The sequence below is a fragment of the Leifsonia sp. McL0618 genome (genome assembly GCF_049994905.1).
In the GTDB taxonomy this organism is placed as follows: domain Bacteria; phylum Actinomycetota; class Actinomycetes; order Actinomycetales; family Microbacteriaceae; genus Diaminobutyricibacter.
In genome coordinates, this window is sequence record NZ_CP188258.1 from 2,185,908 (window position 1) to 2,200,978 (window position 15,071).

12 protein-coding genes are annotated in these 15,071 nt (G+C 66.2%); 5 read left to right on the forward strand and 7 right to left on the reverse strand.

Going from position 1 to position 15,071, the window contains the following annotated elements; all coding sequences use genetic code 11:
* Window positions 1-22: 22 nt before the first annotated feature.
* Entirely contained in the window at window positions 23-856 is an 834-nt protein-coding gene (gene panB, locus ACPPVQ_RS10480) for a 3-methyl-2-oxobutanoate hydroxymethyltransferase (protein WP_426515044.1), read from the reverse strand.
* 90 nt (window positions 857-946) lie between these two features.
* On the opposite strand from panB, the gene glnA (ACPPVQ_RS10485) reads away from it, so the two are divergent.
* From glnA (ACPPVQ_RS10485) to ACPPVQ_RS10495, 3 genes are all read left to right on the forward strand, one after another.
* Window positions 947-2,284 (forward strand): type I glutamate--ammonia ligase, encoded by a 1,338-nt coding sequence (gene glnA, locus ACPPVQ_RS10485; RefSeq protein ID WP_426515045.1) that lies wholly within the window; start codon window positions 947-949, stop codon window positions 2,282-2,284.
* Between the two features lie 27 nt (window positions 2,285-2,311).
* Window positions 2,312-5,320 carry a bifunctional [glutamine synthetase] adenylyltransferase/[glutamine synthetase]-adenylyl-L-tyrosine phosphorylase gene (locus tag ACPPVQ_RS10490; protein ID WP_426515046.1) on the forward strand — a complete coding sequence of 1,003 codons (3,009 nt, stop codon included), beginning with the start codon at window positions 2,312-2,314 and terminating at the stop codon, window positions 5,318-5,320.
* A 64-nt stretch (window positions 5,321-5,384) separates the two neighbouring features.
* Window positions 5,385-5,831, forward strand: a complete 447-nt coding sequence (locus ACPPVQ_RS10495; RefSeq protein ID WP_426515047.1) for a hypothetical protein — start codon at window positions 5,385-5,387, stop codon at window positions 5,829-5,831.
* 57 nt (window positions 5,832-5,888) lie between these two features.
* On the opposite strand, the gene glnA (ACPPVQ_RS10500) is transcribed toward ACPPVQ_RS10495, so the two are convergent.
* Window positions 5,889-7,313 carry a type I glutamate--ammonia ligase gene (glnA, locus tag ACPPVQ_RS10500; protein ID WP_426515048.1) on the reverse strand — a complete coding sequence of 475 codons (1,425 nt, stop codon included), beginning with the start codon at window positions 7,311-7,313 and terminating at the stop codon, window positions 5,889-5,891.
* A gap of 179 nt (window positions 7,314-7,492) precedes the next feature.
* Here glnA (ACPPVQ_RS10500) and ACPPVQ_RS10505 point away from each other — a divergent pair, with 179 nt between their 5' ends.
* A complete protein-coding gene (locus tag ACPPVQ_RS10505) occupies window positions 7,493-7,882 on the forward strand; it encodes an RDD family protein (RefSeq protein WP_426521223.1) in 390 nt (129 codons plus the stop codon).
* Between the two features lie 16 nt (window positions 7,883-7,898).
* Here the strand turns inward: ACPPVQ_RS10505 and ACPPVQ_RS10510 are convergent, their stop codons facing one another.
* Genes ACPPVQ_RS10510 through lipB form a run of 3 tightly spaced genes read right to left on the reverse strand, consistent with a single transcriptional unit; the run spans window position 7,899 to window position 10,289 of the window.
* Entirely contained in the window at window positions 7,899-8,603 is a 705-nt protein-coding gene (locus tag ACPPVQ_RS10510; protein ID WP_426515049.1) for a DUF4191 domain-containing protein, read from the reverse strand.
* A gap of 49 nt (window positions 8,604-8,652) precedes the next feature.
* Window positions 8,653-9,642 (reverse strand): lipoyl synthase, encoded by a 990-nt coding sequence (gene lipA / locus ACPPVQ_RS10515; RefSeq protein ID WP_426515050.1) that lies wholly within the window; start codon window positions 9,640-9,642, stop codon window positions 8,653-8,655.
* Window positions 9,639-10,289 (reverse strand): lipoyl(octanoyl) transferase LipB, encoded by a 651-nt coding sequence (lipB, locus tag ACPPVQ_RS10520; RefSeq protein ID WP_426515051.1) that lies wholly within the window; start codon window positions 10,287-10,289, stop codon window positions 9,639-9,641. Before lipB ends, lipA begins: the two co-directional genes overlap by 4 nt.
* Window positions 10,290-10,447: 158 nt before the next feature.
* Here lipB and ACPPVQ_RS10525 point away from each other — a divergent pair, with 158 nt between their 5' ends.
* Entirely contained in the window at window positions 10,448-11,959 is a 1,512-nt protein-coding gene (locus tag ACPPVQ_RS10525) for a hypothetical protein (protein ID WP_426515052.1), read from the forward strand.
* Window positions 11,960-11,965: 6 nt separating this feature from the next.
* On the opposite strand, the gene sucB is transcribed toward ACPPVQ_RS10525, so the two are convergent.
* Together sucB and lpdA are read right to left on the reverse strand one after the other, a co-directional pair.
* Window positions 11,966-13,558 (reverse strand): 2-oxoglutarate dehydrogenase, E2 component, dihydrolipoamide succinyltransferase, encoded by a 1,593-nt coding sequence (sucB, locus tag ACPPVQ_RS10530; RefSeq protein WP_426515053.1) that lies wholly within the window; start codon window positions 13,556-13,558, stop codon window positions 11,966-11,968.
* A 65-nt stretch (window positions 13,559-13,623) separates the two neighbouring features.
* Window positions 13,624-14,997, reverse strand: coding sequence for a dihydrolipoyl dehydrogenase (gene lpdA / locus ACPPVQ_RS10535; protein WP_426515054.1), 1,374 nt, complete (start codon window positions 14,995-14,997; stop codon window positions 13,624-13,626).
* Window positions 14,998-15,071: the final 74 nt, after the last annotated feature.

Here is a 15,071-nt window from a genome sequence, read left to right on the forward strand (position 1 = left end):
GCTCTGCTCCTCTGAGTGCGCCCTACTCGTATGAATGCTCAGGACCTGGGTAAGCGCCGCCTTCGACGTCGGCCTTGTATGCGGTCGCCGCGTTGGAGAGGATGCCCTTGAGGTCGGCATACTGCCTGACGAACTTGGGTATGCGGCCTGTGCTGAAGCCCGCCCAGTCGGTCCAGACGAGCAGCTGGCCGTCGACGTGCGGCCCGGCACCGACGCCGATGGTAGGGATGCGCAGCTCGGCCGTGACCCGTGCGGCCACCTCGGCGGGAACCATCTCCATGACGACGGCGAACGCACCGGCGTCTTCGACCGCATGCGCGTCGGCGAGCAGCTGCTCGGCACCCGCTCCGCGGCCCTGGATGATGTGACCGCCCAGCCCGTGCTCGCTCTGGGGCGTGAACCCGATGTGCGCCATCACCGGGATGCCCGCGTCGACGATGCGTCCGATCTGCTCCGCGCTGCGCACGCCGCCTTCGAGCTTGACCGCATGGGCGCCGGTCTCCTTCATGAAACGGATGGCGGTGTGCAGCGCCTCGAGCGCACCGGTCTCGTACGACCCGAACGGCATGTCGGCGATCACGAAGGCCCGTTTGACCGCGCCGGCGACAGCGCGCGTGAGCGGGATGAGGTCGTCGATCGTGACCGGGAGAGTCGTTTCGTAGCCGAGTACGTTGTTACCCGCCGAGTCGCCCACGAGCAGGAAATCGATCCCGGCTGCGTCGAAGATCTGGGCCGTCAGCTGGTCGTAGCTCGTGAGCCCGGTGATCTTGATGCCTTGCTCTTTGGCTGCCTGGAAGTGCCTGGTGCGCACCCGCTTCAGGTCGGGGAGCGATGGGCCCGGTGAAAGGTCTGACATGCGCTCAGTCTAACGATCCACCGGTGGCGCGGTTCGGCGCGATTTGGGTCGTCCAACCAGTAACCTAGGAGGGCTGACGAAAGGGGCAGGATGGACAAGCAGCGCGACTTCGTTCTTCGCACGATCGAGGAACGTGGCATCAAGTTCGTGCGGCTGTGGTTCACCGACGTCGTCGGCACCCTCAAGTCGGTGGCTATCGCGCCGGCAGAGGTCGAGGGCGCGTTCGCCGAGGGTCTCGGGTTCGACGGGTCGGCGATCGAGGGCCTCACCCGTGCGTTCGAGTCCGACCTTCTCGCGCATCCCGATCCGACGACTTTCCAGATCCTCCCGTGGCGTGGCGAGGTCGACCCGACCGCCCGCATGTTCTGCGACATCACGACGCCAGACGGGCAGCCCTCGGTATCTGATCCGCGCAACGTGCTCAAGCGCACCCTCGAGAAGGCCGCCGACCGCGGCTTCACGTTCTACACACACCCCGAGATCGAGTTCTACCTGCTGAAGTCCTCGCAGTTCGGGCCTGAAGGTCCTGACCCTGTGGACTCGGCCGGGTACTTCGACAACGTTCCCGGCGGCACCGCTCACGACTTCCGCCGGCGCTCGGTCCGGATGCTCGAAGACCTGGGCATCTCCGTCGAGTTCAGCCATCATGAGGCCGGTCCCGGCCAGAACGAGATCGACCTGCGCTACGCGGACGCCCTCACCACGGCCGACAACATCATGACCTTCCGCACGGTCATCAAAGAGGTGGCGATCGAGCAGGGCGTTTACGCGACGTTCATGCCCAAGCCGCTGTCGGGCTTCCCGGGTTCGGGCATGCACACGCACATGTCGCTTTTCGAGGGCGACACCAACGCGTTCTTCGAAGCGGGTGCCCAGTACCAGTTGTCGAAGATCGGTCGGCAGTTCATCGCCGGTCTCCTCCGGCACGCGCCTGAGATCACCGCGGTGACCAATCAGTTCGTCAACTCGTACAAGCGACTGTGGGGCGGCGACGAGGCTCCGAGTTTCGTGTGCTGGGGTCACAACAACCGGTCCGCGCTCGTGCGTGTACCGCTCTACAAGCCCAACAAGGGCCAGAGCTCTCGCGTCGAGTATCGTGCGATCGATTCTGCGGCGAACCCGTACCTGGCCTATTCGCTCATGCTCGCCGCGGGACTCAAGGGAATCGAAGAAGGCTACGAGCTCCCGCCAGAGGCTGAGAACAATGTCTGGGCTCTGAGCGACGCCGAACGCCGCGCACTGGGCTACAACCAGCTGCCCGCGAGCCTCGACCACGCCATCTCGCTGATGGAGGATTCCGAGCTCGTCGCCGAAACGCTGGGGGAGCAGGTCTTCAACTACGTGCTGCTGAACAAGCGGCAGGAGTGGCACGCCTATCGTGCGCAGGTCACCCCGTACGAGCTGCAGACGAACCTCGAAATCCTCTAGGCCCGCCGCACCCGGCAGTCCCGTCCGATGACGCGCGAGCAGCTCACCCTGACGTCCCTGGCGCGAGCCGGGTTCGTCGATCTCGGCAAGGCGGGGGAACGGCTCGAAGAACTGTCCGAGCTGACAGGCCTCGCAAGTGATTCCCTGCTTGCCAGTCTCACGGTGTCTGCCGAGCCCGACGCTGCACTGATCGAGGCGCTCACGCTTCTGCGGAGGGTACCCGACCAGGCACGACCGTTCTTCGAACGAGCGGCCGATGCCCAGCGCATCCTCCGGGTCATCGGAGCGTCAACCGGGTTCGCCGAGTTCTTCCTCCGGCAGCCGGCCGAGCTGGCGTCGCTGTCCCGCCAGGTGGAGGCGCTCCCGACTGCTGACGTGCTCCGCGCCGACCTTCTGGATGCCGTCGGCGCCGTCGACGGGTTCGCCGCAGAGGTCGACGAGGCCGCGTGGACGCAGCTGCGTGTGCGCTATCGCCGCCGCCTGGCGCAGATCGCAAGTTTCGACCTCGAACAGGCGGATCCGGTCGACGGTCTGGATGCGGTCGCAGCGACCCTCTCCGACCTCGCCGCCGCCGCGCTCGAGGCATCGCTCGCCGTGGCCCGACGCATGGCGAGCGGATCGGGCCCCGGCCGGTTTCCCGAAGCCGAGGTGCGTGCGACGCGCTTCGCCGTGATCGGCATGGGCAAGGCCGGCGCACACGAACTGAACTACGTGAGCGACGTCGACGTGATCTTCGTGGCCGACGGCGACGAAGACGAGGGCGTGTCCTCGGGTCGCGCCGTCGACATCGCGACCCGCCTCGCCATCCTGATGATGCGCGGCATCGACGCGCCCGCACTCGAGCCGAGCTTATGGGAGGTCGACCCGAACCTGCGGCCGGAGGGAAAAGACGGGGCGCTTGTACGCACCCTCGAGTCGCATCTCGCCTACTACGATCGCTGGGCGAAGGGGTGGGAATTCCAGGCTTTGCTGAAGGCGCGTCCACTCGCCGGCGACACCGGCCTCGGTGCCCGCTACATCGAGGCTCTCGCGCCCAAGGTCTGGGCGAGCGCGTCGCGTGAGAACTTCGTCGAGTCTGTGCAGCGGATGCGCGAGCGCGTCACCGACAACATCCCCGATGATGAGGTCGAGTACCAGCTCAAACTCGGCCCGGGTGGCCTGCGCGACATCGAGTTCACCGTGCAGCTGCTCCAGCTCGTGCACGGGCAGCTCGACGACCGTGTGAGGCAGGCCGGAACGCTTCCGGCGCTGGCCGCACTCGCAGCACAGGGTTACATCGGTCGCGTCGAATCCGCCGACTTCTCCCGCGACTACCGCACCCTTCGCCTGATGGAGCACCGACTTCAGCTCCGCCACCTGCGCAGAACCCATCTCATGCCGCGCGACGAAGGAGACGTTCGGGTTCTCGCGCGTGCAACGGGCCTGGCATCCGGGGCTGCGGAGCTGGAAGATCGCTGGCTGGCAATCAAGCACCGTGTGCGCGGCCTCCATGAACGACTGTTCTATCGTCCGCTCCTGAGCGCCGTCGCCGCCCTGCCGAGCGAAGGCCTCAACCTGACGAGCGCGCAAGCCGAGGCACGACTGGCGGCCATCGGTTTCCGCGACCCACGGGGGGCGCTGGTGCATATCGGGGCGTTGACCGGCGGAGTCTCCCGGCGAGCGGCCATCCAGCGCACGCTCATTCCGGTCATGCTCCAGTGGTTCGCCGCAGGTGCCGATCCCGACTACGGGCTCCTGACCTTCCGCCGGCTCAGCGAGGACCTCGGTTCGACGCATTGGTTCCTTCGGATGCTGCGCGACGCATCCGGCGCGGCCGAGCGCCTTACCCGGGTGCTCTCCGGTTCACGCTTCGCGGGCGAGCTGCTCGGCGGGATCCCCGAATCTGTTGCGTGGCTGGAGTCCGAAGAAGAACTTCGTCCGCGTTCGGCCACCCTCCTCGGCGAGGAGACGCGAGCGATCCTCGCGCGCCACGCATCCGCCGAGCCCGCGGCCGCGGCCTTGAGAGCGGCGCGCAGGAGAGAGGTGCTGCGTCTCGCGTTCTCCGCCATCCTGGGCTTCTGCACGGTCGACGAGCTCGCTCAAGGTCTCACCGACGTCACCGAGAACGTCATCGTCGGTGTGCTCGAAGCGATCCGGCAGGAGCGGCCCGACGGCCGGAGCACCGAGTTCGCCGTGATCGGCATGGGGCGGTTCGGCGGACGCGAACTCGGCTTCGGTTCAGATGCAGACGTCATGTACGTGTTCCGGGCGCGTGAGAATGACATCGACGCGGCTCATACCACGGCGAAAGCCATCGTGAGTGAGCTCGGCCGGCTCACCGAAGACAATCGGCTTCCTCTCGACCTCGACATCGGCCTCCGCCCGGAAGGCAAGAACGGGCCTCCTGTCCGCTCGCTCGATTCTTACCGTGCGTACTATCAGCGTTGGTCCCTTACCTGGGAGGCGCAGGCCTTGCTGCGTGCTCGCGGTGTCGCCGGCGACGCGACCCTTCTCGACGATTTCACGGCGCTGGCCGACGAGGTTCGCTATCCCGCCCAGATCAGCGAGCAGGCCGTGCGGGAAGTGCGTCGCATCAAGGCGCGGGTCGAGAATGAGCGGCTTCCCCAGGGCGCGGACCCAACGCGGCACCTCAAGCTCGGGCGCGGCTCACTCAGCGATGTGGAATGGTTCGTCCAGCTCATCCAGCTCGAACATGCCGCAGCGCACCCGGCGCTGCGCACGACGTCGACCCTCGAAGCGCTGGCCGTCGCGGCGCACTCCGGGCTCGTCTCCGAACCGGATGCGGCCCGACTGCGTGAGGCGTGGATCTTCGCCTCGCGTGCGCGGTCGGCGATGACGCTCTGGTCGAACAAGACGGCGGACGTGCTGCCGGTCGACAGGGTGCAGCTCGAGGGAGTCGCGCGCCTGCTCGAATATCCGCCGGGCTCGGCAAGCGCTCTCGAACAGGATTACCTCGCGGTGACGCGACGCTCGAGGGCTGTCTTCGAGCGGACGTTCTACGGTCAGGTCGAGCGTCCGGCACCATCGACAGCATGAGGTCGTGGCCGGGGTCTCCGCGCGCGTCTGTCGCGGGGGCGGTCACCCCGGATAGAGTTCGGGCATGACTTACGTGATCTCGTTCGAGGGCAGACCCGACCACGACTCCCGGGTGGTCGACACCCTGCCACCGCTTGTGATCTTCCCCGACGGGATGATCTATGACCGGCCCACCGATCTCCCCGTCGAAGAGGACGCGAACGAGACCTACCCGGTCGCCTTCAGCCTGAGACCGCTCGATCGCGACGCGGCGACGCCGCCCGTGCTGCCACTCGATAACGGGTCGATGACCGCCTGGAAGACGGCCGACCTCACCTACACGCTCACGCAGGTCGACGCCGACACGATGACGGTTACCGCCGATGGCAACCCGGATTACGAGGTCCTGATCACGCGAACGGGAGAGTTCTACGACATCCAGTCGAACTCGCAGCAGGGGACTTTCACGGGAAGCGCCCAGAACTGGCAGGAGATTCTGGTGAACTTCCTCGGTCTGCCCCGCAAGGACTGAAAAGCAGAGCCCCGGTCAGGAACATCTCCTGACCGGGGCTCTTCGCTGTGTGGGTGATTACACCCCGTAGTAGAGCTCATACTCGAACGGGTGCGGACGCTGCGCGAGGGGCTTGATCTCCTTCTCGCGCTTGTAGTCGATCCACGTCTCGATGAGCTCCGGGGTGAACACGTTGCCGGCGAGCAGGAAGTCGTGGTCGGCTTCCAGCGCGTCAAGCACCTCGGCGAGGGTGCCGGGCACCTGCGGGATGCTCTTGGCCTCCTCGGGAGGAAGCTCGTAGAGGTCCTTGTCGACCGGCTCGTGCGGCTCGATGCGGTTCTTGATGCCGTCGAGGCCCGCCATCAGCTGAGCGGCGAACGCGAGGTACGGGTTGCCCGACGCATCCGGAGCGCGGAACTCGATGCGCTTCGCCTTCGGGTTGGTACCCGTGATCGGGATACGGATCGACGCGGAACGGTTACCGGCCGAGTAGACCAGGTTGACCGGGGCCTCGAAGCCGGGGACCAGCCGGTGGTAGGAGTTGACCGTCGGGTTGGTGAAGGCGAGCACCGCGGGCGCGTGGGCGAGGAGGCCACCGATGTACCAGCGTGCGATGTCGGACAGGCCACCGTAGCCCGCTTCGTCGTAGAACAGCGGCTTGCCGTCGTTCCAGAGCGACTGGTGCGTGTGCATGCCCGAACCGTTGTCGCCGAACAGCGGCTTCGGCATGAACGTCGCCGTCTTGCCCCACTGGTTCGCCGTGTTCTTCACGATGTACTTGAACTTCAGGATGTCGTCGGCCGCGTGCACCATGGTGTCGAAGCGGTAGTTGATCTCCGCCTGGCCGCCGGAGCCCACCTCGTGGTGTGCGCGCTCGAGGATGAGGCCGGCATCGATCAGCTTGAGCGAGATGTCGTCGCGCAGGTCCGCCTGCTTGTCGACGGGGCTGACCGGGAAGTATCCACCCTTGTACGGAGTCTTGTTGGCGAGGTTGCCGCCCTCTTCTTCGCGGCCGGAGTTCCAGGCGCCTTCCTCAGAGTCCACCGAGTAGAAGCTGGAGTTCTGCTTCACCTCGTAGCGCACGTCGTCGAAGATGTAGAACTCCGCCTCGGGGGCGAAGAAGGCGGTGTCCGCGATCCCTGTGGAGGCCAGGTACTTCTCAGCCTTCTTGGCGACCTGACGAGGGTCCTTCGCGTAGATCTCGCCGTTCCGCGGGTTGTAGATGTCGAACACCATGATCAGGGTGCGCTCGACGCGGAACGGGTCGACGTAGGCGGTGGAGACGTCGGGGATGAGCTGCATGTCGGACTCGTGGATCGACGCGAAGCCGCGGATGGACGAGCCGTCGAACAGCTGGCCGACGGAGAAGAACTCTTCATCAACGGTCGACGCGGGGATGTTGAAGTGCTGCTGGACACCGGGAAGATCGGTGAAGCGAATATCAAGGAACTTGACGTCAGTGTCCTTGATGAACTTGAGCACCTCGGAAGAATCACGGAACATACGGGGGACTCCCAAATGGCTTGGAACGGGACGAGCCGCACCTGCGGCCCGCTCTCTGAGGGTATGGGGAGGGGGTTTCCCTTCGGTGTCGCTAATGTTTCCAACATGTTACGCGTACCCCGGGCAGGTAAACTCAGGGAGTGCCAAGCCAGAATCCCCAGTCCGCCCGCCCCGGAGACATGGCCCCCAGCGGTTACCCGGGGGAGCGACTCGGATTCCCCGACGAGGGTCGCGGATCGATCGCCCGACCGGGCAGGCGCATCATCGCCCTGGCGATCGACTGGGGCCTGGCCATACTGGTCGGCCTGCCGTTCTTCCACAACGACGCATGGGCGAACCTCGGCATCTTCGTGGTCATGCAGATCGTGTTCATCCCGACGATCGGCGGCAGCATCGGGCACCGCTTGCTCGGGCTGCGCCTGGTGGCGCTGAAGGGCGGGTGGATCGGTCTGTGGCGGCCTGTCGTGCGCACACTTCTGCTCGCGCTCGTCGTGCCTGCACTGGTGTGGGATTCAGACCAGCGCGGATTCCACGACAAGATCGCGGGAACGGTCCTGCTTCGTCTCTGATGCAGAACGGATAATGTCAGCGGGAGCGCTGCGGGCGAACCTTGAGGGGGTCGACGCCCTTCGGGATCGGCATCTGGTTTCCGAGCGAGTCGAGGCGGTTGCTGATGGCGATGACCTCGGCCTTCGTCAGGGTCTGCTTGATGCGCGTGAGTGCACGCGGAACCTTGTGCAGGGGCACGGAGTCGGCATCGGGCCCGACACTGATGGTCGTCAGTGGCACGTTCGGGAGCACGCGTGTCACGCGGCGCCGTTCCTCGTCGATCATCTTGTTGGTCCGGGACTTGGGCCCTTCGCTGATCAGCACGACCCCGCCACGGCCGACGGCACGATAGACCGCATCGTGCGTCTTGCCGTTGACAGCCACAGGCATCTCAGACCCACGCCAGCTCTTGCGCAGCGAGCTGCGCAAGACGGCGCCCACCGCACCGGGCTGGCCTTCGATCTGCGAATAGGCGGCACGTTCGGCTCGTCGACCCAGGATGATGAGCGCGAGAAGCACGCCGGCCAGCACGCCGGCGACGATCCAGAGCACCATCGTGAAGACGTTGCCGTCGGACAGGAAGACGGCGAGCAGGATGCCGGCGATGATCGGAAGCGCGATTCCGCCGACGATGTAGAGCAGGGCCCGGTTGTCGTAGCGGCGGGTCATCTGGAACACCTGCCACATCTGCTTGAGACGGCCTGGTTCCTTCGTCGCGGACGTGTCCTTGCTGCGTGCCATGGTCTCTAGGATACCGACTCGTTCGGGCGTGTCATGACCGTGTTCGCGCTCAGGACACGGCCTGGGCGAAGCCGAGAGACGCATCCGCCAGATGACGGAGCCCTTCAGGCACTTCGCGTCCCTTTGCAAGCATTGATTGCGCCCACAGACGGCCGGCCCTGTACGACGAACGGACGAGCGGACCTGCGAGTACGCCGAGAAAACCGATCTCTTCGGCTTCGTGCTTCAGTTCGATGAATTCCTCGGGCCGTACCCAGCGAGCGACCGGCAGGTGACGGGGGCTGGGGCGCAGATACTGGGTGATGGTGACGATGTCTGTGCCTGCATCGTGGAGGTCCTGCAGGGCCTGGCTGACCTCTGCGCGCTCTTCGCCCATCCCGAGGATCAGGTTCGACTTCGTGATGAGGCCGGCCCGGCGTCCCTGCGTGATGACGTCGAGCGACCGGTCGTAGCGGAATGCCGGCCGGATGCGCTTGAAGATACGCGGCACCGTCTCCACGTTGTGGGCGAAGACCTCAGGATGCGCGCTGAACACCTCGCCGAGGTATTCGGGATTGCCCGAGAAGTCGGGAACGAGGATCTCGACGCCTGTGCCCGGGCTCTGGCGGTGGATCTCCCGGATGGTCTCGGCATACAGCCACGACCCTTCGTCGGGCAGATCGTCGCGCGCCACGCCTGTGACGGTGGCGTAGCGCAGGTTCATCTGGGCGACGGACTCCGCGACCCGGCGAGGCTCATCCGTGTCGTAGTCAGCGGGCTTGCCCGTGTCGATCTGGCAGAAGTCGCATCGTCGCGTGCACTGCGAGCCGCCGATGAGGAATGTGGCCTCCCGGTCTTCCCAGCACTCGTAGATGTTCGGGCAGCCGGCTTCCTGGCACACCGTGTGGAGTCCCTCGCTCTTGACGAGTGACTGGAGCTGACGGAACTCGGGTCCCATCTTCGCCTTCGTCTTGATCCACTCGGGCTTTCGCTCGATGGGTGTCTCGGCGTTTCGGATCTCGAGCCGGAGCATCCGGCGTCCTTCGGGGGCTGCGGTCATGCGACTGTCTCCAGTTCGGTTGCTCCGAAGGCGCGCACGAAGGCGTCCTTGACAAGGGGTACGACGTCGGTCGGCGTGACCGTGCGTCCGAGGACCTGGCTGATGGATGTGATGCCCGCGTCGCGGATTCCGCACGCGACGATGTGATCGTAGGCTTCGAATCCGTTCGAGCAGTTCAGTGCGAACCCGTGCATCGTCACGCCTTCGGCGACGCGGATGCCGATCGCGGCGATTTTGCGGTCCGGTCCGTCGCCGACGATCCAGACCCCGGATCGCCCCTCGACCCGCACGCCGGGGACGGCCAGCGCCGCCAGGACGTCGATCAACATCCCCTCGAGCTGCCGCACGTAGCCGACCACATCGATCGGTTCGGTGAGGTGCAGGATCGGATAGCCGACGAGCTGCCCCGGGCCGTGCCAGGTGATCTTGCCCCCGCGGTCGACGTCGATGACGGGCGTGCCGTCGGTCGGCCTCTCGGAGTCCTCGGTGCGTTTGCCCGCGGTGTACACGGACGGGTGCTCGAGGAGGATGACGGTATCGTGCGCCCGGCCTGCAACGACAGCCGCGTGAAAGTCACGCTGCTGCTGAAGGGCCTCGGTATACGGCACGGAGTTGGCGCTTAGCCCCGCGACGACGAAGTCGACCACCGGAACAGTCTAAGCGCATCCCGCGGCATCTTTTGACTAAATGGACTGAGTCCAGAAATTACTTCTCGGCTCCTCCCCATCGGCGCGATTGCGCGACTTATCCACGGATCCGGAAGCCCGACTTCGCCGGTCCGCGCCTCTGGGCTCGACTTGATGTCATGAGATCCCGCCAGAAACGAGCAGTGCGCGAGAGCCAGGAGCGCCTGGAAGTCCGCCTCGATGCGCTCGCAGCCGGGGCCGGGTTCCGAGTGCTCAGGGAGCTCGGCGAGGGTGGAACCGCCGTCGTCGGCCTCGTCGTGCCGATCGACGCCGACCCTTTCGGCCCGCTCGAACCGTTGCGCTCTGTATTGAAGGTTCCACGATTCGACGGGAGGGGTGTCGGCGGTGTTCGGGAAGACCGTATCCTCGCGTCCGTCCGGTCACCGCACGTCGTCGCTCTGCTCGGCACTCCGGGCACGGACGCCACGGGTCTCCGTCTCGAGTACCTTCCCGGCGGCACGCTGGCTGACCTTCTCGCTCGCCGGGAATTCCTCAGGGTGGGCGAAGCGGTCACTATCCTGGTGTCGATGGTGCGCGCCCTGGCTGCGATCCATGCTGCAGGCCACTGGCACGGGTCGCTGTCGGCCTCGAAGGTCGTCTTTGCGGCCGATGGCAGACCGGTGGTCGTCGGTCTGTCACACGCCGTTCCTGTGGCGGCAGAGCCCGTCTCAGGCCCCAGTGAGTCAGCCGCAGCTCCGGACGACGACGGCTTCAGGGAGGTCGTCGCCCTTCTGGCTGAGGCCGTCGGCGACGAGAAAATCATCCCGGACGCAGGTGAGTTGATGGCGCTGTCGCACTCCGGGCTCTCACGGTCGATCGACGCGTTCGGATGGCAGCAACTCGAAGAGCGGGCCTTCGGCATCGCGCGTCCGGAGCCCGTGCTGCTGACGCCGCCTTCGATCGCACTGGCCCCGGGGGCGGGACGATCGCCAGTCGTCACGCGCCACGAGACGCGGAGCGCCACGGTCGGCCTCCAGGAATCATCTCGTCGATGGCTGGATCGAATTCGCGCCATCGGTATCGTGCGGCGCGCCCAGAAGAAGCGAAAGCTTGTTGTCTACTCGGCAGGATCCCTCCTGGTCGCCTGCGCGGTGGCGGTTGCTGTGGCCGCCGGGCCGGCTGTCGGGCACGATTCCCCTGCGTCCTCAGCGTCCCTCGGGGGAGCGAGCGCACCGCCGACGGATCAGCCGGATTCTGAGCCGCATGTTTCAGCCACGCCGACTGCCCCGACGGCATCGTCTGACAGCCCCGAGGCAGCGGCGCCGCGTACAGCGGAACAAGACGACCCGGTCGACGCAGCTGTCCGGCTGCTCGCGGCACGCCTTGACTGTTTCTCCACTCAGCGTGATGCGGGCTGCCTCGAGCCGGTGCTCCAACCCGGCTCGGCGATCGACTCCAGTGACCGGGCGTCTCTCCGCAAAGGTGGGACGGACGCTTCGGTGAAAGGGCTCGACTTCCGTGGCTACGAGGTCTCGATGCTGGAACGGATGGGCGACGCCGCGCTCCTTGCGTTGACACCTCCCCCTCCTTCGCCTGCGCAGGAGGGGGAGGCTGCGCATACAAAACCGGCCTCGCTCCTGATTGTCAGGGGCGAGGCCGGTTGGAGACTGCGGGAGCTCTTCGAGAACTAGTTCGGCTCAGATGCCGAGGTTCGCTTCGAACGCACCACCCTCGAGACGGTTCTTGACGGCCACGAGGAAGCGTGCGGCGTCCGCGCCGTCGACGATGCGGTGATCGTACGACAGTGCAAGGTAGACGGTCGAGCGGATCGCGATCGAGTCGGTACCATCGGCGTTCACGACGACTGGCTTTTTCGAGACGATTCCCGTGCCGAGAATCGCGACCTGCGGCAGGAAGACCACCGGGGTGTCGAAGAGAGCGCCGCGCGAACCCGTGTTCGTCAGGGTGAAGGTACCGCCCGCGAGCTCATCGGGCTTGAGTCTGTTCTCGCGTGTGCGCTCCGCCAGGTCGGCGATCTCACGGGCAAGGCCTGCGATATCGAGGTCACCGGCGTTGCGAACGACGGGCGTGAGCAAGCCACGCTCCGTGTCGACGGCGATCGAGATGTTCTCGTGATCGGGGTAGACGATCGAATCGCCATCGATCGTCGCATTGATCACCGGGTAGGTCTTCAACGCCTCGGCTGCCGCAAGAGCGAAGAACGGAAGGAAGGAGAGCTTCGTGCCCGTCTTCGCCTGGAAGTCCGCCTTCACGCGGTCACGGAGTGCGGCCACTTTGGTCACATCGACCTCGACCACCGTGGTGAGCTGAGCAGACGACTGCATGGACAGAACGGCGCGCTCAGCGACAACCTTGCGGAGGCGCGACATCGGCTGCGTGGTGCCACGAAGTGGTGACACCTCGGGTGCTGCTGCCGCTGCGACCGGAGCCGCGGCAGCAGCAGGGGCCGCCGGGGCGCTCGCGTCGAGGATGTCCTGCTTGCGAATACGACCGCCGACGCCACTGCCGGTCACGCTGGAGAGGTCGACACCCTGCTCGTTGGCGAGCTTGCGGACGATCGGGGTGACATAGCCGGACCCGGCGTGTGCGCCGGTCGGCGCTGCAGCGGGAGCCGCCACGGGAGCGGGTGCGGCAACGGGCTCTGCAGCTGCAGGGGCCTCCGCGGCGGGCGCCGGAGCAGCAACAGGCTCAGCGGGAGCAGCAGGCGCTGCGGCGACAGGTTCCGGTGCGGCGACAGGCTCTGCCGGTGCAGCAACGGGCTCCGGTGCGGCGACAGGCTCTGCCTGTGCGGCAACGGGCTCTGCCGGCGCAGCCGGAGCTTCGGCGACCGGCGCGGGCTCTGCAGGAGCGGCAGGTTCAGCGGGAGCCGGGGCCTCAGGCGCAGCCACGGGCTCGGCCGGGGCCGGTGCCTCAGGCGCAGCCACGGGCTCGGCCGGGGCCGGTGCCTCAGGCGCAGCCACGGGCTCGGCCGGGGCCGGGGCCTCAGGCGCTGCCTCGGCGGCAGGCGCCGCCGGAGCCTCGCCCGAACCGGATCCGTCGCCGATCGTTACGAGCGGAGTGCCGACCTCGACGGTCTCGTCCTCCTGCACGAGGATCGACTCGATCACACCTGCCACGGGGGAGGGGATCTCGGTGTCGACCTTGTCGGTCGATACCTCGAGCAGGGGCTCGTCGACCTCGACACGGTCCCCTACGTTCTTCAACCAGCGGGTGACCGTGCCTTCCGTGACACTCTCTCCGAGTGCCGGGAGGCTGACGGATTCGCTCATGACGTTGTCTCCTTCAAACCAATTCGTTCAGTAGCTTATTGCAGGTCCTGCGCCGGGGCGCCGGATTACAGGGTGTGGAGCGGCTTGCCCGCCAGATAAAGGAATGCCTCGCCGAGAGACTCGTTCTGCGTCGGGTGCGCGTGAACCAGCGGTGCGATGTCCTCGGGGTAGGCCTCCCAGTTGACGACGAGCTGTGCTTCGCCGATGAGCTCACCGACGCGAGCGCCGATCATGTGGACGCCGACCACAGGGCCGTCGTTCACGCGAACGACCTTCACCGAGCCGGAGGTGCCGATGATCTCGCTCTTGCCGTTGCCGGCGAGGCTGTAGTCGTAGCTCGACACGTTGTCTGCGCCGTACTGTTCGACGGCGCGCGCTTCGCTCAGGCCGACCGATGCGACCTCGGGGTCGCAGTAGGTGACCTTCGGGATGTTCACATCGGGGATGACGACGGGGTTCAGGCCCGCGATCTCCTCGGCGACGAAGATTCCCTGCTGGAAGCCGCGGTGCGCGAGCTGCAGACCGGGGACGATGTCACCGACCGCGTAGAGGCCGGGGATGTTGGTGGCAAGGCGCTCATTCGTGATCACGAAACCGCGATCCATCGTGACGCCGACCTCTTCGTAGCCGAGTCCCGCCGTCGACGGGCCACGGCCGACGGCGACGAGCAGGAGCTCGGCGTCGACGGTGTCACCGTTCTCGAGTGTGACGACGACGCCGTCGTCGTTCTGGGTCACGCCCTGGAAACGCACACCGAGCCGGAAGTCGATGCCGCGGCGGCGGAATGCCCGCTCGAGCGACTTGCTGATTGCCTCGTCCTCGTTCGGGACCAGATGCGGAAGAGCCTCGACGATGGTCACATCGGCGCCGAAGGACTTCCAGACGCTGGCGAATTCCACGCCGATGACACCGCCGCCGAGCACGGCGACCTTCTTCGGTACGAAGTCGAGCTCGAGTGCCTGCTCGCTGGTGATGACGCGGCCGCCGATCTCGAGGCCGGGAAGCGACCGGGAGTAGGAGCCGGTGGCGAGGATGACGTTCTTGCCGACGATGGTGTCCTCACCGACCTGGACGGTCGTCGGGGAGGTCAGGCGACCCGTTCCCTCGATGACCGTGATGCCTCGCGCCTTGACAAGGCCCTGGAGGCCCTTGTACTTCTTGGCGACGATGCCCTCGCGGTACGTCGTGACGCCGGCGATGTCGATGCCCTCGAACGTGGTGTTGATGCCGTACTTCGACGACTCACGCGAGTAGTCCGCGACCTCGGCCGCGTGGAGCAGGGCTTTGGTGGGGATGCAGCCCCGGTGAAGACAGGTGCCTCCGACCTTGTCCTTCTCGATCATGCCAACGGTGAAACCGAGCTCGCTCGCGCGCAATGCTGCCGCGTAGCCTCCGCTCCCACCGCCGAGCACCACAATGTCAAAGTTCTGCTCAGACACCCAGCTACTCCCTCGCGCATCAGGATTCGTGACACGACCGTGCCCTTGAGGGGTAACTCGAGGGCAGGCGTTGA

What these genes read in the sequence shown, in the direction of transcription:
- panB (WP_426515044.1), bottom strand. Translation starts at nt 856, where the DNA reads ATGTCAGACCTTTCACCGGGCCCATCGCTCCCCGACCTGAAGCGGGTG.
- glnA (WP_426515045.1), top strand. Translation starts at nt 947, where the DNA reads ATGGACAAGCAGCGCGACTTCGTTCTTCGCACGATCGAGGAACGTGGC.
- ACPPVQ_RS10490 (WP_426515046.1), top strand. Translation starts at nt 2,312, where the DNA reads ATGACGCGCGAGCAGCTCACCCTGACGTCCCTGGCGCGAGCCGGGTTC.
- ACPPVQ_RS10495 (WP_426515047.1), top strand. Translation starts at nt 5,385, where the DNA reads ATGACTTACGTGATCTCGTTCGAGGGCAGACCCGACCACGACTCCCGG.
- glnA (WP_426515048.1), bottom strand. Translation starts at nt 7,313, where the DNA reads ATGTTCCGTGATTCTTCCGAGGTGCTCAAGTTCATCAAGGACACTGAC.
- ACPPVQ_RS10505 (WP_426521223.1), top strand. Translation starts at nt 7,493, where the DNA reads ATGGCCCCCAGCGGTTACCCGGGGGAGCGACTCGGATTCCCCGACGAG.
- ACPPVQ_RS10510 (WP_426515049.1), bottom strand. Translation starts at nt 8,603, where the DNA reads ATGGCACGCAGCAAGGACACGTCCGCGACGAAGGAACCAGGCCGTCTC.
- lipA (WP_426515050.1), bottom strand. Translation starts at nt 9,642, where the DNA reads ATGACCGCAGCCCCCGAAGGACGCCGGATGCTCCGGCTCGAGATCCGA.
- ACPPVQ_RS10525 (WP_426515052.1), top strand. Translation starts at nt 10,448, where the DNA reads ATGAGATCCCGCCAGAAACGAGCAGTGCGCGAGAGCCAGGAGCGCCTG.
- sucB (WP_426515053.1), bottom strand. Translation starts at nt 13,558, where the DNA reads ATGAGCGAATCCGTCAGCCTCCCGGCACTCGGAGAGAGTGTCACGGAA.